Raw genomic sequence first — 18,735 nt, forward strand, 5'->3', positions numbered from 1 at the left:
TTCTCATGCTCGCTATGCTCGCAAGTCGCACCTGACGGTGCTCATGCTCCTGCCCTGCAGGCAGTCGCACTTCACACCTGCGGTGCTCAAACTCCCTCCCCTTCGGGGAGGTCGTTCTTCGCGGCTTCGCGGCTTCGCGTGAGGCCGTATAACATCCTCGCGGGTTAGCTCACGCGAAGCCGCGAAGAACGCGAAGAAAAGTCGATGGTTTGAACTCCTGAAGACGGTCTCAAACGTGTTAGCGAAATACTGGGCCTGTAAGCTTCCGATTCACTTTCGCCCTGCGGGAGTTAGATATATCACCCTTTCCGGAGACCGTGAATACATCGGTGCCCGCCTTCTGCGGGCTGTTTGCAAGGATGCGGCAATGGGAGCCGACGGAGCGTGAAAAGATGATCGAGTCAAGGTGTGGAATACTCTGCGGCGAGTGCGAGTACCGGGCACAGACGGGCTGTAAAGGATGCACGGTGATAGAGAAGCCGTTCTGGGGCGAGAGTTGCCCGCTGAAGGCCTGCTGCGAGGTAAAGGGGCTCGATAATTGCGGCCGATGCAACGAGTTCCCCTGCGAGCGGCTCGTGCAGTTCGCGTTCGACGAGAACCAGGGTGACGATGGAAGAAGGATCGAGCAGTGCAGAGCATGGTGTGGAGAATGAGGAGGCGATGCATACGGCATCGACGTCGGAGTTCGTAGAGTTCGTGGTCGAACAGCTCGGCGACGCAGGCGATATCACCTATAGGAAGATCTTCGGCGAATACGGGATTTACTGCAATGGAGTATTCTTCGCCTGTGTCTGCGACAACCAGTTCTTTGTAAAGATCACCGAGCCCGGAAAGGCGTTCATGCCGGACTGCGAGACCGCTCCTCCCTACGGAGGCGCAAGACCGTACTTCCTGATGACCGAACTGGACGATCGGGAGTTCCTGAAAGAGTTGACACGGATCACCTGTGCCGCACTCCCCGCACCGAAACCCGGAAAGAAAAGCAGAAAAACCGGAGATTCAGCCTGAAGCAAGCGGTATCCACTTCATACCGCCTGCCGGCGACGATTGTCCGGTTATTCGTTTCCCTTCAGGGCCTGCTGGGCCTTCTTCGCCCGCTCTTTTGCGGTATACCCGGTCACCTGCTGGAGATAGTTTCTGAACCGGCGGTTGGTATCGATGATCGCCTCGTCGTCGGCCTCCTTGTTCGCCTCGGTATCGACGACCAGGGTCTTGCCTCCCGCACCGCACCAGACCTCAAGGCGCCGGAGTGCTCCGTAGGTGACGATATAATGGCCGTCCTCCGCCGCCGTGGGTTCGGCCTCAAACTGGTCGCGAAGGGCCTGTACCATCGATTCTGCAAGAGTTTTTGTGTATCCGCGCTTGATCTGGTATTCCTGCATAATATTTTTAAGGGACATCCTTCTATGTTAAACTAATCCGGGAACGAGTGGTTGATCGTATGGACGATATAAAGGTGATATCGAGGGCGCTTGCCGGCGCTGAAAAAACGGTGCTGATCGGGTTTCCCGGCAGCGGGCTTGTGGGGAGTATTGCGCTGCAATACCTCGTCGAGCAGATGGAGTTCGAGCAGATCGGGGCGATCACGAGCAAATACTTCCCGCCGGTCGCTCTGATGACGAAAGGCGTGATCAACGTGCCCGTCCGCCTCTACGAGAAGGACAGCCTCGCGGCGATCATCTCCGACGTCCCCATCCACCCGGCGATCTGCTACGAGGTGGCGAACGGGATCATGAACTGGCTCACCCAGTTCCATATCAAGGAGATAGCGACGATCGCGGGGATCATCACGAACGAGCCGGAGAAGAGAGTCTTTGGAGTGGCGACGAGCAGCGGCGTCCTCCAGCGCATCGAGGAGCAGACGATCATCCTCCCCATGGGGAGCATCTCCGGCATCGCGGCAAGCCTCCTCACCGAGTGCAAGACGCGGGGGATCCCGGGGCTCGGGCTCCTTGGCGAGACGGTGAACACCCCCGACCCGCGGTCCTCTGCGGCCACGATCGAGGTCCTGAACCGCATCTACGGCCTCAACCTGGATGTCCAGCCGCTGCTTGAGCAGGCGGTGGAGATCGAGGCGGCGATGGCCCAGATCGCCGAACAGGTGCAGAAGACCGAGGCCACGCCGCGGAGAGATCAGTTGCCGATGTACGGGTGATAACCATGAAGTATGCAGCGTTAACCGGAATCTCGCCGTCAGTCATTGCAGAACTCAAGACGGGCAAGGCCCGCACCCTCGAATTGAAGAGCGCCCACAACATCATCACCCTGACCGAGGCCGCCCCGGGGGAGTGCATCTTCATCACGTCGATCAGCGAGGAGGATCTCTCGCCGGGCGACCCGGGGATCATGGCGGACCTCCTCGTCCTCAACATCGGCATGAAACGGGTCGTCGATTTCGTCAACCCGTTCTTCTACGAGGAGCGTGAGCAGATGTCGGCCCGGATCAAGGTCCAGTTCAGGGGGACGACCATCGCGAGCGGCGTCGACGGACACAAGTGGGGCGATCCCACCAAGGTCGAGATCATCAGGTCGGCGTGTTATCGTGCCGGATGATACGCTCTCTTTTTTTTAGCGACTTTCCCGAAGGGAAAGGAGCTCGAGAAGACCGAAGGTCTTCGAAGTGCGAAGGGCCGAAGGGCCGGAGCTCGAGCACCGTCAGGTGCGACCCGCGCCCGGCCCACAAAGGGTTAATATCCCCGGACAACCAAAATGTATGGGAATACCACAGGGGTCTGTGGCTTAGCCAGGACATAGCGCCGGGCTTCTAACCCGGACGTCGAGGGTTCGAATCCCTCCAGGCCCGTCCGTTTTTGCGATCCGTCATCTTCCTCCGGAGGATACTTCCTCCCTGAACCCGGCCGCCCTCTCGATCTCCGGGGTGGACAAAGTTTATCACTACCGGTACCATTCGGGGCCCCGGTTACCATGGCTGTTGCACGAATGTCTACCTGGAAGTTCAGGCCGGGCCAGCGCGATGCCGCGCTTGAGGTCATCTCGAAGAAAGGCGACGATGCAGAGAGGATGCAGGGGTTCCGCGGGTACCTCTTCCTGATGTCGCCCGAAGACCAGGACGCCGCCATCCTCATCACCCTCTGGGAGGACGAGGAGTCGCTGCAGGCATCGAGGGAGAGCATTTTTAAGGAGGCCGTGCAGGATATCGAGCGGTATACGGCCTCTCCCCCCGACGTGAAGGCGCTGCACGTACACTCGGCCGACATCCCGCCGATCGCCCCCGAGCTCGCGAGGCCTGCGTAAGGAGCGTCCGGGTCCGGCACCCCCTCGATACCGGGAAATGCCCTCAACCCCCTGTTAGTGGACACCCCGGCAAAAAGCGCGAGATTGATGACGGTGTCTGGCTAACCTCATGCTATGAAGCATGAAACGGTCAGACTGACCGGCAAAGATGCCGACGGGTACGTCATCCCCCTCGGCCCGGTGAACCTCGTGGCGGTGGTGACCGACGCAGGCATGGTCGGTTGCGGCGCGTTCGACGTCGATGCGCTCGAGAAGTTCGGATATCCCGCGGCGCGTGTCAAACCCGCAGGAGGCGCATCCTCGATCGAGACCGTCGAGGACCTCCTCCGCGGCGAGATCAAGGGGGCGAACAGGTGTGCATCCGACCGCGGCGTTGCCGTCGGCATGACCGGGAGAGAAGCGCTCGACCGGCTCTAGTGTCCGGACTGACCCCTCGCTCTTTCAAACCTAGTACTTCGCTAGAATCAGACCGTTCTCAGAAGGTTAAGCCATCGACTTCCCTTCGCGTTCTTCGCGGCTTCGCGTGAGTTCTCAGCATAGAGGGGTGATAGAACCTCACGCGAAGCCGCGAAGTCGCGAAAGATGATGGCCCTTTGGGCCGGAGTTTGAGAAAACGCCGGGCTTCAAAAGGAATTCAAGAATTTGATCTCCGTTCTTGCGAAATACCGGTATCGGGCCCCTCCGGTCCCGCTCAACCCATAGTTTCAAATATAGGGTGATGTCCATTGGCTGCTCGTGAAGCAGGGCCCCATCTCGACCGGAACGGCAACGGTCTGCGCCATCGTCATGGCCGCAGTGATGATGACCGTCGTAGCCGGGGTTCTGCTCTCTCCCGGCGACGGAGGGGAGATCTCAAGCCTCGGCCTCCCTTCTCATTCCCCGGTCGAGGCCGTCGCCGGCTACGGCGGGGCGCCGGTGATACGGATAACCGCGAGCGCCGTCAACCTCACGGAGTGCCGGGTCTATCTCACCGGCCCTGATGGAATACTCCACAACGTGGAGACCGCGATACTCGGGAACGCGGCCCTCGACGACGGAAGGGCTGCATACATCTTCTACCTCCCTATAGACGATCCGGCGGCGTCAGGCTACTGGATCACCGACGAGCCGGAGATGGTCTTTACGGCCAACCACCACCCCGGCGTCCGTCCGTTCTCGCCCGGCGGCGAGTGGCGGGTGGTCGTCTACGACCGGCGCTCGATGAAAAACAGGATTGACCGGGTCGTCCCGGTCAACGGACCTTCGTCCCCGGCTTGACCGGGCGGAGGGGGACCAGGAGGGAGGCCTCGTCGCCGGCGGCGAGGATCATCCCCCGGCTCTCGACGCCGAAGATCTTTGCCGGCGCGAGGTTTGCGATCATCGCGACGTCCCGGCCCACGAGTTCCTCGGGCTTGTAGAACTGGGCGATCCCGCTGACGACCTGGCGCTTCTCGCCGCCGAGGTCGACGATCAGTTTGTAGAGCTTCTTCGAGCCCTTGATCGGTTCGGCCGAGACTACCTTCGCCGTCCGGATATCGAGGTTCCCGAACTCCTCGATCGAGACGACGGGCATCTTCGGTGCGGCGGCCGCCTTCGCCTTCTCGACCCGCAGGTTGAGGGTCGCATCAAGGTCGGCGACCTGCTCCTTCTCGATCTTCGTAAAGAGGGTGGAGGGCTTTGGAAGTGCCCGTGCTCCTATCGGCGCCGTGGCTTCCGCAATCGGGTGGCCCGCGACCTCGTCGTCGTAGCCGAGCATCGCCCAGGCCCGCTGCATCGCATCGGGCATCAGGGGCTGGAAGACGAGGACGAGCGCTTTGACGATCTGGAGGCAGTCGGCGATCGCCTGCTCGGCCGCGGAGCGGTCCTCCTTGATCAGTTTCCAGGGTGCGTTGCTCTGGATGTAGGAGTTCCCGAACGACGCGAGCGCCATCATCGAGTCGACGGCGTTCTTGAAGTCATAGTCCCGCATCCCGGCATCGATGACGGCAAGCGACCGCTCGATCTCCTCGATGACCTCCCGCCGCGGGGCCAGATCCGGCACGCCGGCAAACTCCTTCTCGGCGAAGTACATCGTCCGGTAGATGAAGTTCCCGAGCGTGCCCACGATCTCGTTGTTCACCCTCTCTGCGTAGACCTTCCAGGAGAAGTCTAACTCTTTGGTGTGGTTCGTGTAGGAGAGGAGGTAGTAGCGGAGGTAGTCCGCCGGGAGGCCCTGATCGAGGTAGTCGTCGTTCGTCCAGACGACGTAGCCGCGGGACTTTGAGAACTTCCTCCCCTCGATCGTGACCATCCCGCTCGCGACCACTGCGTGGGGAAGACCGTAGCCCGCTCCTTTGAGGAGGGCCGGCCAGAAGATGCAGTGGTGGTAGATGATGTCTCCGCCGATGAAATGCGTGACGCGGGTCTCGTCGCCGCACCAGTACTCCTTCCAGTCGGCGCCTGCCGCCTCCGCCCACTCCTTCGTGAACGATATGTAGCCGATCGGCGCGTCGACCCAGACGTAGACGACGAGGTCGTCGTTCCCCGGGAACTTAACGCCCCAGTCGAGCGTCCGGGTGATGCACCAGTCGTGGAGGAGTTCCTTTACCCAGCCAAGGGCGTAGTTCCGGGCGGTCGAAGTCCCCCGGAGGTCGGGGAGGTACTCGAGGAGGAACTCGCGGAAGGCCGAGAGCCTGAAGAAGTAGTGCTCCTGCTCCCGGTACTCCGCCTTCCCGCCGCAGACCTTGCAGACCGCGTCCTTGATCTCGCCGGGCTCGAGGTGCTGCCCGCACCCCTGGTCGCACTCGTCGCCCCGGGCGACCGCTCCGCAGTGGGGGCAGATCCCCTCCACGTAGCGGTCAGGGAGGAACCGCTCGCACTGGGGGCAGTAACTCTGGCTGATGGTCTTTGCGTAGACGTAGCCGTTCTCGATGAGCCGATCGACGATCGAGCGGGTGGTCTCGTGGTTCATGGCGTCGTCGGTCATCCCGAACCGGTCGAAGACGACACCCATCTTCCGGAACGTATCGTAGAAGTGCTGATGATAGCGTTCCGAGAGGACGCGGGGGGTCGAACCTTCCTGCTCGGCGCTGATCACGATCGGGGTTCCGTGGTTATCGGAACCGCAGACGAAGACGACCTCCTCCCCGGACCGGCGCATATACCGGACATAAAAGTCCGCCGGCACGTAGGTCCGCAGGTGCCCGATATGGCAGGGACCGTTCGTATACGGGAGCCCGCACGTTACCAGCAACGGCTTACCACTCATCCTTATCTACTCTGGTTGCGATGCTAATAAAGATACCAGCGCATGGCACGACGGATTCCAATACAAGTCCGGTCCTTCGGCTCCGAGGTAGGGATGCCCGGGGTACCGGAACTCGCGGAGTGGCTGAAAGGCGTGAGGGGAGAGGAGGCGGACCTCACGAGCTACCGGCTCTCCCGCTCGCTCGACGCCCAGGAGGGCGTGACGGCGCCTGCCGCCGGGGGCCTCTTCTACGGTGAGAGGTGGCGGGAAGCCTTCATCGGGATGAAGGACGGGGTGCTCGTCGGCGAGCCGGGGACCGACCCGGAGGCTGTCGTCGCCGATGCCCGTCTCATCCGGGCAAGGTCGAAAGAGGCCCGGGTCTCCCTCCCCGCTCCGCACATGCTCGACCTGAAGGACGACTACATCGGGGACGAGGAGGAGTTCAGCGAGACGGTCGCGGGCGCATATGCCCGGCTCGCACGGGAGATGCGGGACGCAGGCGTCCGGGGGCACGTCCTCGTCGCGGATACGGCGGACCCGATCGAACTCGAGGTCCTCGCATCAAGAAAGATCCTCTTCTACCCCCGGAGCCCGGGAGAGTTCGACCTCGAACTCCTGCTCGAGTACCAGGGCGATCTCGTCCTCCCGGCAAAAGACCTCTCGCGGGCCCCCGACCTGATGGAGCGGTTCCGGGTCAGGAGACTCATCCTGCTCGACGCCCGAGAGGAAGACCTCGCGGCCGCAACGGCCTTCGCCGACCCGGATATGCTCGACGTCGGCGGCTACTGCGAGGACGGCTGCCCGGAGTACTGGAAGAGGCTCCTCGACCGGGCGTTCGTCACTCGATAGACTCCGCTTCTTCTGCAAGCAGGCGGTAGTGCCGGTTCCGTTTGAGGAGCCAGAAGAGGAGGCGGTCGATGAGGCCGAACTGAAACGTCCCTCCCGACGCGTGGGGGTGGCCGCCGCCGGAGAAGGCACGGGCGATGAGGTGGCTGACCGGGGGGACGGAGCGGATGGAGAACCGGCCGTTATCCGAGACGACCACCTCGATATCGGTCTTGAGTTCGTCGCGGATGGCGTGGGCGGTCTCGCTCGGGTAGCCGTAGAGCGGGGCGAAGGCTATCCGGTACCGGCCGTTCTCGATGATGGTGGTGTGCCGGAGGCTCTTTCTGATATCCCGCTCCATATCGCGGACGATCCGCTCGTACTCGCCCTCGATCTTCGCGTCAAGGATCGTGCCCCGGACGAGATTGTCCCGGACGTACTCGCGGAAGCCCTTCTGCATCACCACCTGGCCGAGGACCTTCGACCGGGGGTCCTGGTGCTTCCAGAGGTCGTAGTCGCAGACGACACGCGCGATCTCCTCGGCCACCGGATCGCCGCCGGCGAGGTCGCGGGCGACAAGCCCCGTCGCGCAGGTGGAGACATCGACCCTGAGAAGGCTCGTCTTCTTCTCGACGGCCTTGACCTCCTCGTCCTTCCAGCGGTGGTGGTCCCGCCACTCGATCCGCCACCCGTTCGACCGCGCTTTCGCGAGCCGCTGCTCGACACCCTGCTGGTAGCCGATATCCGATATGCTGAGGAGGTCGCCCCGCCCGGGAGAACCCGCAACGGCGTCGAAGTTCGCGAGGAACTTGCCGACCGAAGACCAGACCGTGAAGACCTCCCCGTACTTCCTCCGGTGGATGGCGTCGCTCCCGACGGCATCGAGGTCGTTGTGCGTGAGGTGCACGACGTGTTCCGTCCGCCCGGAGAGCGCCTGCATCAGGTTCGCGCTCCGGGCATCCGACTTTGGATCGCTTCGGCCCATTCTTCATACATCGGCGTGCGACGAGATAAACAGGCGGTTTTTGCCCACCGCCGTCTCGCAACCGGCGGGGGTGCGGGACACCCCGGAGGCATAGGGTTTATTAGGGACAACAGACAACATTGTAAGGCAGCAGCCCCTGTAGCTCAGACTGGGAGAGCGCCAGACTGAAGATCTGGTTGTCCCCGGTTCAAATCCGGGCGGGGGCACTTCAAGCAACTTTCCTGGACTTTTGCTTCAGAAGTATCTATGGAGATAGCGCCTTCGTGGCTCAGCCGGTAGAGCGCGTCCTTGGTAAGGACGAGGTCGCGGGTTCGATTCCCGCCGAAGGCTTACGTATCACGGCCTAATAAGCGGCATTCGACCGTGAGACCGGATTTTTAACGCCATATAATTCTCAATCCACCACAACGGCAGGGAGGACCTGATGCGTGTCAAATTCTGCGGAACGGCCGGTCTTGCGGATATGCAGTGTGCGATCGATGCAGGCTGCGACGCCATGGGCTTCATCATGGGCGTGACCTACCAGAGCAGCGATTTTGTGACGCCCAAAGATGCCGCAGCGATGATCCGGCACCTCCCGCCGTTCATCGAACCGGTCGCGGTCACCCACCTGCAGGAGACTGAAGACCTTATTCGGCTGGTGAGAGACTCGCACTGCACGACCCTGCAGATCCAGGACAGCATCGAACCGGCGGAGATGGATGCCATCCGCGACGCTCTCCCGCACCTCAAGATCGTCAAAGCCGTTCACGTGATGGACAGGTCGGCTATCACGGCCGGAAAGCGCTACGAGCCTTATGCCGACGCGCTCATCCTCGACACCAGGACCACGGAGAAGATCGGCGGAACGGGGATCCCCCACGACTGGAAGATCAGTGCAACGATAGTCGCGAATTCGACAATCCCCGTTCTGCTCGCTGGAGGGCTCACGCCGGAGAACGTCGCGGAGGCGATACGGATAGTCCGCCCGTACGGCGTCGACGTCCACACCGGGATCAAGAGAGACGGTGTCCGCAACCCGGAGAGGACCCTGGCATTCGCCCGCGAGGCGAGAGCCGCTCTGCCGGACGACAAGGTATTTATGGGATCTGTCAGGTAAGAGATGCCGATACACATGCGCGCGGGCAGGATGACCGATTGTGCCGGAATCCATCCCATCCACCTTTATTACCATCCGTACCAGAGAGATCTCTTCTCAACATAGTCAGGTGATCCGGGAGCTCGACCCACCATGCATGCAACGCCACCGCCGATGCCAGCCGTCCCGGACGCCGTCCTCGACGACCTCAGTGAAGGTCTGCTCCTGCTCGACTCCGACGGACGGGTCGTGCAGGTCAACCAGGCTTTTCGCCGCCTTGTGCCGGTGCCGGAAGACCGGGACCTCTCGGGTGCGGACGGAACGGCGCTCGTCCGCACCTATCTTGCACCGCTCATCGCCGACGCGGAGGCAGCCGCCCGCCTGCTCGCTTCGATCCGGACAGAGAAACCGCTCTCCGGGCTCGAGTGCCGGATCGCTCCCGGCCGACGGGTGGCGTGCTCGGTCAGAACACCGGGCAACGGGACGGTAGCTCTTCTCGTCAGCGAGGTCACCGCGAGCAGGGAGAGCGAGGAGCAGAGCCGCTACCGGGAGCTCTTCGACCTCGCTCCCGACGGCTACTTTGTCTGCGACCCCTCAGGGTCGATCCTCGACGTGAACCGGGCGGGAGCGCTCCTCCTCGGCAAAGAGAAAGCGAGCCTGATCGGGACACCCGGCCTGTCGCACATCGTCCCGGAGTCCAGAGGGGCCTACCAGGAGCTCATCGCACGGCTGGAGGACGGCGGCCCCGAACCCCTGCGGGGGATCGAGGTCTGGATGCAGCCGGCGGCCGGAAAGCCCGTCCCGGTCTCCCTCTCGGCCACGGCAGTCCGGAATGACCGGGGGAGCCTCGTCGAGATCCGGTGGCTCGCCCGGGACATCAGCCGGAGGAAGCAGGCGGACGCGGAGCGGGAGCGGCTGCTCGGCGAGAACCGGTCGCTCGCGGCCGACCTCGCGGAGGAGCGCGACCTCCTCCGGACAGTCATGGAGCACACCGACGTTCACCTCGCCTATCTCGACGCCGATCTCCGGTTCGTCCGGGTCAACACGGCCTACGCGGAAGGCTCCGGGTATGCGAAGGAGGAACTCCTCGGCCGGGGCCACTTCGACCTCTTCCCGAACCCGGAGAACCAGGCGATCTTCGAGCGGGTTCGGGATACCGGGGAGGCGTTCCGGATATACGCAAAACCGTTCGTCTACGAGAGCCAGCCCGAGCGCGGCACGACCCACTGGGACTGGAGCCTCGTCCCGGTGAAGGACGCAGCGGGAACCGTTCAGGGGCTGGTCTTCTCGCTCGCCGACGTCACGGAGCGGATACGGGCAGAGGGGGAGATCCGTATCCGGAACCGGAGGCTCGCCGTCCTGAACGCGGTCATCACGGCATCGGCCTCGGCGTTCACCCTCGACGAACTCATCGAGAACGCGCTCGATGCGGTGCTCGACACCTTCGGCTTCGACGTCGGGTCGATCTACATGCTGGAGGGGAAGGACAGGATGCAGGCGGTCATCCGGTGCTACCGGAGGGTCTCGGAGTTCGCCCTTATGCAGAACCGGACCCTCGACGTCCGCCACTGGCCCTACAACCGGGTCTTCATCGCCGGGCAGCCGTGGTTCGTCGAGGGGACGGAGAGTGCCTCCACCCGCGACCGGGACGCACTCGCGGACTTCGGCGTCTCCTCCCTCGCCTTCATCCCGCTCGTCGCCGAGTCCTCGGTCGTCGGGGCGCTCGTGCTCGGGAGCACCGGCGGGCAGGAGATCCCGCAGGAAGCCCGCCGGATCCTCGAGGCGGTCGGCCGGGAGGTCGGGGCCGGAGTCCTCCGGGGGATGTTATACGACCGGCTCGACGCGGCGAACCGGGAGGCGAACCTCTACATCGATATCCTCACCCACGATATCCGGAACGCCGACAACGTCGCGAACATCTACGCAGACCTGCTCAGCGAGACGCTCTCCGGGACGGAGCAGGAGTACCTGCAGAAGCTCCGGGCGAGCATCAAGAAGAGCATCGAGATCACCAAAAACGTCGGGACCATCCGGAAGATCCGCGAGAGCCGGACCGGGCTTGTCCCGATCGACCTCGACCGGGTGATCCGCGAGGAGATCGCTCACTACCCCGACACCCGCATCACTTACGACGGGCTGCATGTCACGGTCCTCGCCGACGACCTCCTGCCCGAGGTCTTCACGAACCTCATCGGGAACGCCGCAAAACACGGCGGGCCGGACGTGGAGATAGCGATCGCCGTCGAGGAAGGGCCGGACGAGGAGACGGTCCGGGTCAGTGTCGCCGACACCGGCCCCGGGGTCCCGGACGACGTGAAGGAAGCGATCTTTGCCCGGTTCGAGCAGGGGAAAGTCCGGGGGAGCGGCCAGGGCCTCGGCCTCTCGATCTGCCGGATGCTTCTTTTCCGCTACGGCGGCACCATCCGGGCGGAAGACCGCCTGCCCGGCCGGCCCGAGGAGGGCGCGGCGTTCCGGTTCACCCTCAGGGAGGCCACGGGCACCGGTACGGAAGAGACCTCGCCCATGCCCGGGGACGGCACCTGTGCGAAACCGGTAAAAAACCCCGTACACGACTTCAGGGATACCCCCGGAGCCCCGTAAGGTCCGATCGAGCTGTTCTCCGGCCCCTGGAGGCTCCGGGGGGGCCGGAGAGCAGCTACCACCATAAGCAGGTATAATATCAAGACCCGCTGAACTTTCTAACGAATGTACCCATCCACAGGTGTCGCGGCAGAGTCGGGGGATACTGAGAATGCCCTTCTCAAGACCGCGAGCGGGATCAGCGGGCTTGACGAGATCACCAGCGGCGGGCTCCCGAAGGGCAGGCCCACGCTTGTCGCCGGGAAAGCGGGGAGCGGAAAGACGCTCTTTGCCATGCAGTTCCTGGTGAACGGCGCAGTCCGGTATAATGAACCCGGCGTCTTCGTCTCCTTCGAAGAGAGGGAAGAGGACCTGGTGAAGAACGTCCACTCGCTCGGCTTCGATCTCCCGCAACTCATCGCGGAGAAGAAGATCGCCCTCGAATACATCCGGGTCGAGAGGAGCGAGATCGAGGAGACCGGCGAGTTCGACCTCGACGGACTCTTCATCCGGCTCGCCTACGCGATCGACTCTATCGGAGCGAAGAGAGTGGCGCTCGACACCATCGAGACCCTCTTTGCCAGTCTCACCAACGAGGGGATCCTCCGCGCCGAACTCCGCCGGCTCCTCTTCTGGCTCAAGGAGAAGGGTGTCACGGCCGTCGTGACCGGCGAGAGCGGTTCGGGCGACAGCCTGACCCGGCACGGTCTCGAGGAGTACGTCTCCGACGCCGTCATCTTCCTCGACCACCGGATCCGGAACGAGATCTCGACCCGCCGGCTCCGGATTGTCAAGTACCGCGGCTCGTCCCACGGCACGAACGAGTACCCGTTCCTGATCACGGAGCGCGAAGGTTTCGTCATCATGCCGGTCACCACCCTCGGCCTGACGCACGAAGCCCTCGACGAGCGTATCCCGACCGGCATACCCCGGCTCGACACCATGCTCGGCGGGGAGGGGTATTACCGGGGCTCGAGCGTCCTGGTCTCCGGGACCCCCGGCACCGGCAAGACGAGCCTCGCCGCGGTCTTCGCGCGGGCCGCCTGCCAACGAGGCGAGCGATGCCTCTACTTCACCTTCGAGGAGTCGCCAGGCCAGATCGTCCGGAACATGCGGTCCATCGGGATCGACCTCGCCCCCCTGATCGATGCCGGGCTCCTCACCATCCACGCCTCCCGGCCGATGACCTACGGCCTGGAGACGCACCTTGCGACGATGATCAAGGCCGTCCAGGACCTCGCGCCCGACGTGGTCGTCGTCGACCCGATCTCGAGCCTGATCGCCGTCGGGGAGGAGATCGACACGAAGTCGATGCTGACCCGGCTCATCGACCACTTAAAGAGCCGCCACGTCACCGGGCTCTTCACCGATCTGACCCCGGGGGCGGAGGGGTCTTCCGATCAGACAACGATCGGGATCTCGTCGCTGATGGATACCTGGATCCTCCTCAAGAACGTCGATTCCAGCGGCGAGCGCAACCGCGTCCTCCACATCCTGAAGTCCCGGGGCATGGCCCATTCCAACCAGGTCCGCGAGTTCGTCATCACCGACGAAGGGATCGACCTCGTGGACGTCTACCTCGGCCCGGCCGGCGTCCTGACCGGTTCGGCACGCCATGTTCAGGAGGCTAAAGAAAGGGCCGAGGCGAGCGAACGGGCGGAGAGTCTCAGAAAGCGCAGGATCGAACTCGAGAGAAGGCAGAAGGCGGTCGAGGCGCAGATAGCCGCACTCGAAGCGGAACTTGAAGCGGAAACAGACGAGTTCGACCGGTACCGCCGGCAGCTGGAGCTCGACGACGAGACCCGTGCCGGGTACCGCAGAGAGATGGCGACGCGGCGGAGAGCCGATTGAAGAGCGACCGGGACGGAGAGGAGAGTTCTTGAACCCTGAATCCAACGGCATCACGGCCCCGGACGACGCCGGCGAGTTCTGGCAACTCCGGCTCTACGTGGCAGGAAGAACCAGCAAGTCCAGGAGAGCGATCGAGAACCTCCGGAGGATCTGCGAGGAGCACCTTCCCGGGAAGTACTCGATCGAGGTGGTCGACCTTCTCGATCACCCGGAGATCGCTCGCCGCGAAGAGATCATCGCGATACCCACCCTGATCCGGCAACTGCCTCCTCCCTTGAGAAAACTCATAGGCGATCTCTCCGACGGGGAGAAGGTCCTCGTCGGTCTGGAGATCCGTCGCTAGGATGAGGGGGAATGCCGCAGGGAGGGAAGACCGGACGGTCATGAATAACGCCATTCGCCGGTCCATTCAGGAGATCATCGAAGAACTCCAGAGCCTGGAGGCTGAGAGCGGCCGGAGCGGCGCGGATGAGGTTGCGATCCAGAAAGCCCTCGATACCTGTTCGGGAGCGATCCGCGAGGCGCGCAACGCGGCCCACAGCCATCGCCGTTCCAAAACGGGCAGTCCTGCGGAGCCGGGCCCGGGGTTTGGGTGCGATACCGCCTGTCTCGACGCCGCCTTCGCAAACCTGCCCGACTCCATCTTCATCCTGGACCGCAACCTCGCCTGCGTCTACGCACACGCACCCGTCATGGACCTGCGGGATCCGGCCGGCCGGGCCGCCGGGAGATGGGACCCGTTTCTCAGGCATGCCCGGGAGGTCTTCACGACCGGAATCGCCTTACGCGGCGAATTTTCGCCCGGTACGGCCGGCCGGAGCCAGAGCGTCTGTGACTACCTGATCAATCCGTTCTACGGCCCTTCGGGCAGCGTAGACTATATCTTCGCCGTATGCCGGGACATCTCGCAGCAGAGACGCCTTGAACTGGCGCTCCGGGAGAGCAGGGATCGGTACCGCGCACTCTTCGAGTCGATGGCCACGGGGTTTGCCTACTGCGAGATCGTCTGCGACGACCGGGGGGAGCCCGCCGACTACCGGTTTCTCGAGATCAATCCGGCGTTTGAGGCGCTTGCCGGAATAGGCCGGGACTGCCTTGTCGGCAGGACGATCCGGGAGATCCTGCCCGATATAGGAGGCGAGGTTATTGCATCTCTCGGCCGGGCGGCGCAGACGGGTCTGTCCGTGCGCTTCGAGCACTATAACCCGGTGCTGGAGAAGTACCTCGACATCATCGCGTTCTGTCCGGAGCGGGGAAAGTTCGGCTGCCTGGTCGAAGATATCACCGCGATAAAGCGGACAGAACAGGAACGCGCACGCCTGATGCGGCAGATCCAGTCGGAGAGGAAGCGCCTCGAAGCAGTGCTCCAGCAGATGCCCTGCGGCGTCATCCTCACCGAGGCCCCCTCGGGCAGGCTGGTCCTCGCAAACGACAGGATGCGGGAGATCTGGCCGTGTTCCCTTCCGGAGGGGGAGGAACCCTGCCCGGGCGGGAGCAGCGAAGGTGTCCGCCTGGGCTGGCGGCCCTACGAGATCGATGAATACCCTTTCTCGCGGATCATCAGGACCGGAGAGGCCATCATCGACGACGAGATCGAGATCCTCCGCGGCGATGGGACGACGGGCCACGTCTGCATCAGCGCCGCACCGGTCCGGGACCCCGACGGGGTCGTGCGCTATGGCGTCATGACATTCTCGGACGTCTCGCGGCGGAAAGCGGCAGAGGAAGAACTTCAGGAGTCCGAGGAGTTCAACCGAAAGATATTCGAGAGCGTCCACGAGTGCATCAAGGTGCTCGACCTGGACGGAAATCTCATCTCGATGAGCCCGTACGGGCTGCAGGAACTCGGGATCGCCGATATCACGCCCTATCTCGGCACCAACTTTCTGTGTTTCTGGGAGGAGGAGCACCGGGATATGGTCGCGGAGGCCCTTTCAGCGGCACGGCGGAACGGCAGAGGGCAGTTTGAAGCGCCCTGCCGGACGGCGGCGGGAGAGATGAGGTACTGGGAAGTTGTGGTCACTCCGATCTGTGATCCCCAGGGCGTCCCCGAACGGCTGCTCGCCACCTCACGCGATATAACCGAGCGCAAACGCTCAGTCGAGGCGTTGCGCCGGAGGGAACAGGAGTTGAAGGTGCTGCTCGCGTCTCTCCCGACAGGCGTGGTCGTCGTCGATGCAGCGACTCACCGGATCCTCGACGCGAATCCCACAGCGCTCGCACTCTTCAAGGCCCCCCGTGAGGAGGTCGTCGGGAAGTGCTGTCATAACCATATCTGCCCTGCCGAGGAGGGGAACTGCCCCATCACCGATCAGGGCAGCACGTTCGACAGGTCCGAGCGGGTCGTCCTCACCGCCGATGGAGAAGAGGTCCCGGTACTGAAATCGGTTGCCAGAGTGCATCTCTCGGGGCGGCCCTGTCTCATCGAGAGCTTCGTGGACATATCCGACCGGAAGCGCGCCGAAGAAGAGATCCGGGTGCGGAACCAGCAACTCGCGGTCTTAAACCGGATCATCGCGGCATCTGCATCCGCACTCGCCTCCGACGAGCTCCTCAGGGATACGCTCGATGCCACGCTCGAGCACATGGAGTTCGACGTCGGCGCCGTCTACCTCCTCGATCCCGACCGGCAGCAGGCGGTGCTCCGCTGTCACCGGGAGATGCCCGATCGCTACCTCTCCCGCTACCGGACCCTCAACGCCCTTCTCTCCCCCTACGACGACCTCTTCGCTGCCGGGGAGCCCAGGTATATCGAGGCGGGGGAGACGGCACCCGCCCGGCAGGACCTTGCCGCCGCCCTCGGCGTCTCCTCCCTCGCCTTCATCCCGATCGTCGCGGAGTCCTCGGTCATCGGGACGCTCGTCCTCGGGAGCACCGGCGGGGAGGGGATCCCGCAGGAAGCCCGCCGGATCCTCGAAGCGGTCGGCCGGGAAGTCGGGGCCGGGATCCTCCGGGGGATGCTCTACCCGCGGATCGAGGCGGCGAACCGGGAGGCGAACCTCTACCTCGATATCCTCACCCACGATATCCGGAACGCCGAGAACGTCACTCTCGGCTACGCCGACCTCCTCGACGAGACGCTCTCCGGGGTCGAGCGGGAGTACCTGCAGAAACTCCGGGCGGGCATCAAGAAGAGCATCGAGATCACCGCAAACGTCGGGACCATCCGGAAGATCCGCGAGAGCCGGGCCGGGCTCGTCCCGGTCGATCTCGACCGGGTGGTCCGCGAGGAGATCGCTCACCGTCCGGACGCCCGTATCACTTACGACGGCCTCGCCGTCGCGGTCCTCGCCGACGATCTCCTGCCCGAGGTCTTCACGAACCTCATCGGGAACGCCGCAAAACACGGCGGGCCGGACGTGGAGATAGCGATCGCCGTCGAGGAAGGACCGGACGAGGGGACGGTCCGGGTCAGCGTCGCCGACACCGGCCCCGGAGTCCCCGACGACGTGAAGGAAGCGATCTTTGCCCGGTTCGAGCAGGGGAAAGCCCGGGGGAGCGGCCAGGGCCTCGGCCTCTCGATCTGCCGGATGCTCCTTGCCCGCTACGGCGGCACCATCCGGGCCGAGGACCGCCTGCCCGGCCGGCCCGAGGAGGGGGCGGCCTTCCGGTTCACCCTCAGAAGAGTTGAAGACGGCGAGCCTCCCGAACGGGAGGCGTAGCAGACACTCGCATCCAAAAAAATGATCACCGGGTGGGCACCGCCGCCATGCCCTTCTCCACCCGGCGGGCCATCTCCTGCTTGACCTTCCGGATATTCTCCGCCTGATCGCGCTCCGCGAGGTCCCGGCCCGCCTTGGAGACGATCTCCTCGCTCGGGACGCCTTTTGCGTTCATGACACGCTGGTAGCCGAACGTCGCCCAGTTGTCCGGGAGGTCCCGCATCCGGACGAACTCCATGTTGTTCGGCGCAAGATCGAGCTGGTTCTCGATGACGCTGTTGACGTAGTCCTTGTTCTGCTCGAAGACCACCAGAGGCTCGATGACGTCGGCCTTCACGAGGTCGTGGATATCCCGCCCTTCGTACTGCTTGATGAGCCGTGCGCACTCGTTGAAGTGGGTGATCTCCATCTTCTCAAACATCTGCCAGATCCCCTTGATCCTCGGGTCGCTCTCGGTCGCCGCACAGGAGTGGTAGAGATATGCCTCGTTGAGTTCCGTCATCGCCATCTTCTCAAGCATCGTCTCGTTCGGGTCGCCGAGCAGCCCGTACTGGGTGACGTGCTGCTCCTCGATCTCCGCGATCTCGGCATACAGGTGGCGTGCGATCTCGTCGGGGTACATAAATCCGTGCCCCCGGTAGTAGAGCATCGTCTGCTGCTCTCCCGCGACGATCGTGATGTAGTTCATCTTCGTCTTGATGTCGGCCGTGTCCTTGTCGTAGTGCTTCCGCATCGACTCGTCCGGGTGGCGGTGCTCGATGCTCGTCGGCCGGCCCGGCTTCACCTCGGTCTTGCCCTGGACGATCGCCTCCGGGTCGCCGCCCTCGATGTAGTCGTAGAGGCAGCTGTAGCGGTAGAGGTGATCGAAGTCCTCGAGCAGGGCGAAGTCCAGCGTCTGCTTCACGTAGGGGTCCGGCTCGTTCTGCGCCAGGTTCGCGGTGAGGTCGACCGCAACCTGCTCGTAGCCGAGAGTGGTCTCGATGACCGACTGGTCCGCCGGGTTGAGCCAGTTGATCGTCTCCTGCTGCTGGGAGTCGATCCGCCGCATCATGGCCATCGACTTCTTCACCCCGGGATCCGGGTGCATCCGCTCGATGGCGTGCGACATGATGACGGCGTTGTTCTCGATGCCGTTCATGAGGATGATCCGGGTCCGGGTGTAGGCGTCGACCGACTTCTTGTCGTACGGAGCCTTGATCATATCCTTCCAGCTCATGGGCTGCTCCTCGACGGGCATGCCCTCCATATCAAACGGTCTGAATTGAGCCATATCAGTCTTCTCCATAACCCCCGC

General features: G+C 63.5%; 17 protein-coding genes and 3 tRNA genes. 16 read left to right on the forward strand and 4 right to left on the reverse strand.

Annotated features, from left to right (window positions below; translation table 11 throughout):
* Positions 1-392 precede the first annotated feature (392 nt).
* Both F8E02_RS00855 and F8E02_RS00860 read left to right on the forward strand, forming a co-directional pair.
* Positions 393-653 carry a DUF3795 domain-containing protein gene (locus F8E02_RS00855; protein ID WP_317063547.1) on the forward strand — a complete coding sequence of 87 codons (261 nt, stop codon included), beginning with the start codon at positions 393-395 and terminating at the stop codon, positions 651-653.
* Entirely contained in the window at positions 643-1,008 is a 366-nt protein-coding gene (locus F8E02_RS00860) for a TfoX/Sxy family protein (RefSeq protein ID WP_317063548.1), read from the forward strand. The genes F8E02_RS00855 and F8E02_RS00860 overlap by 11 nt, the downstream gene beginning before the upstream one ends.
* A 47-nt stretch (positions 1,009-1,055) precedes the next feature.
* Here F8E02_RS00860 and F8E02_RS00865 read toward each other — a convergent pair whose 3' ends face one another.
* Entirely contained in the window at positions 1,056-1,400 is a 345-nt protein-coding gene (locus tag F8E02_RS00865; protein ID WP_317063549.1) for a DUF5611 family protein, read from the reverse strand.
* Between the two features lie 41 nt (positions 1,401-1,441).
* Here F8E02_RS00865 and F8E02_RS00870 point away from each other — a divergent pair, with 41 nt between their 5' ends.
* From F8E02_RS00870 to F8E02_RS00895, 6 genes are all read left to right on the forward strand, one after another.
* A complete protein-coding gene (locus tag F8E02_RS00870) occupies positions 1,442-2,155 on the forward strand; it encodes a proteasome assembly chaperone family protein (protein WP_317063550.1) in 714 nt (237 codons plus the stop codon).
* 5 nt (positions 2,156-2,160) lie between these two features.
* Complete coding sequence (locus tag F8E02_RS00875; RefSeq protein ID WP_317063551.1) at positions 2,161-2,553, forward strand: DUF473 domain-containing protein; 393 nt, start codon at positions 2,161-2,163, stop codon at positions 2,551-2,553.
* Positions 2,554-2,728: 175 nt separating this feature from the next.
* Positions 2,729-2,803: transfer RNA gene (locus F8E02_RS00880), tRNA-Arg, on the forward strand.
* A gap of 122 nt (positions 2,804-2,925) precedes the next feature.
* On the forward strand, positions 2,926-3,255 hold the full coding sequence (locus tag F8E02_RS00885) for an antibiotic biosynthesis monooxygenase family protein (RefSeq protein ID WP_317063552.1): 330 nt from the start codon (positions 2,926-2,928) through the stop codon (positions 3,253-3,255).
* 114 nt (positions 3,256-3,369) lie between these two features.
* Positions 3,370-3,672: a YunC family protein gene (locus F8E02_RS00890; RefSeq protein ID WP_317063553.1), complete on the forward strand. Its 303-nt coding sequence runs from the start codon at positions 3,370-3,372 to the stop codon at positions 3,670-3,672.
* Positions 3,673-3,990: 318 nt separating this feature from the next.
* Positions 3,991-4,512: a hypothetical protein gene (locus F8E02_RS00895; RefSeq protein ID WP_317063554.1), complete on the forward strand. Its 522-nt coding sequence runs from the start codon at positions 3,991-3,993 to the stop codon at positions 4,510-4,512.
* Here the strand turns inward: F8E02_RS00895 and metG are convergent.
* Complete coding sequence (metG, locus tag F8E02_RS00900) at positions 4,487-6,481, reverse strand: methionine--tRNA ligase (RefSeq protein WP_317063555.1); 1,995 nt, start codon at positions 6,479-6,481, stop codon at positions 4,487-4,489. The two genes, F8E02_RS00895 and metG, sit on opposite strands and share 26 nt — an antisense overlap.
* Before the next feature lie 93 nt (positions 6,482-6,574).
* Here metG and F8E02_RS00905 point away from each other — a divergent pair, with 93 nt between their 5' ends.
* Complete coding sequence (locus F8E02_RS00905; protein WP_317063556.1) at positions 6,575-7,309, forward strand: hypothetical protein; 735 nt, start codon at positions 6,575-6,577, stop codon at positions 7,307-7,309.
* On the opposite strand, the gene F8E02_RS00910 is transcribed toward F8E02_RS00905, so the two are convergent.
* Entirely contained in the window at positions 7,299-8,270 is a 972-nt protein-coding gene (locus F8E02_RS00910; RefSeq protein ID WP_317063557.1) for a DHH family phosphoesterase, read from the reverse strand. The genes F8E02_RS00905 and F8E02_RS00910 overlap by 11 nt on opposite strands.
* A gap of 132 nt (positions 8,271-8,402) precedes the next feature.
* On the opposite strand from F8E02_RS00910, the gene F8E02_RS00915 reads away from it, so the two are divergent.
* From F8E02_RS00915 to F8E02_RS00945, 7 genes are all read left to right on the forward strand, one after another.
* Positions 8,403-8,476, forward strand: a tRNA-Phe gene (locus F8E02_RS00915).
* A 51-nt stretch (positions 8,477-8,527) separates the two neighbouring features.
* Positions 8,528-8,600, forward strand: a tRNA-Thr gene (locus tag F8E02_RS00920).
* A 94-nt stretch (positions 8,601-8,694) separates the two neighbouring features.
* The gene (locus tag F8E02_RS00925) at positions 8,695-9,369 is read left to right on the forward strand and encodes a phosphoribosylanthranilate isomerase (RefSeq protein ID WP_317063558.1); all 675 of its coding nucleotides are present in this window, start codon (positions 8,695-8,697) and stop codon (positions 9,367-9,369) included.
* A gap of 132 nt (positions 9,370-9,501) precedes the next feature.
* Positions 9,502-11,949 (forward strand): PAS domain S-box protein, encoded by a 2,448-nt coding sequence (locus tag F8E02_RS00930; RefSeq protein WP_317063559.1) that lies wholly within the window; start codon positions 9,502-9,504, stop codon positions 11,947-11,949.
* A gap of 105 nt (positions 11,950-12,054) precedes the next feature.
* Positions 12,055-13,779 carry a circadian clock protein KaiC gene (kaiC, locus tag F8E02_RS00935; RefSeq protein ID WP_317063560.1) on the forward strand — a complete coding sequence of 575 codons (1,725 nt, stop codon included), beginning with the start codon at positions 12,055-12,057 and terminating at the stop codon, positions 13,777-13,779.
* A 28-nt stretch (positions 13,780-13,807) separates the two neighbouring features.
* A complete protein-coding gene (locus F8E02_RS00940; RefSeq protein ID WP_317063561.1) occupies positions 13,808-14,122 on the forward strand; it encodes a circadian clock KaiB family protein in 315 nt (104 codons plus the stop codon).
* A 1-nt stretch (position 14,123) separates the two neighbouring features.
* The gene (locus F8E02_RS00945) at positions 14,124-17,441 is read left to right on the forward strand and encodes a PAS domain-containing sensor histidine kinase (protein ID WP_317063562.1); all 3,318 of its coding nucleotides are present in this window, start codon (positions 14,124-14,126) and stop codon (positions 17,439-17,441) included.
* 25 nt (positions 17,442-17,466) lie between these two features.
* Here the strand turns inward: F8E02_RS00945 and F8E02_RS00950 are convergent, their stop codons facing one another.
* A complete protein-coding gene (locus F8E02_RS00950) occupies positions 17,467-18,711 on the reverse strand; it encodes a hypothetical protein (RefSeq protein ID WP_317063563.1) in 1,245 nt (414 codons plus the stop codon).
* Positions 18,712-18,735 lie beyond the last annotated feature (24 nt).

Origin of the sequence: Methanoculleus caldifontis (assembly GCF_032842345.1) — an archaeon.
GTDB classification, from domain to species: Archaea; Halobacteriota; Methanomicrobia; order Methanomicrobiales; family Methanoculleaceae; genus Methanoculleus; species Methanoculleus caldifontis.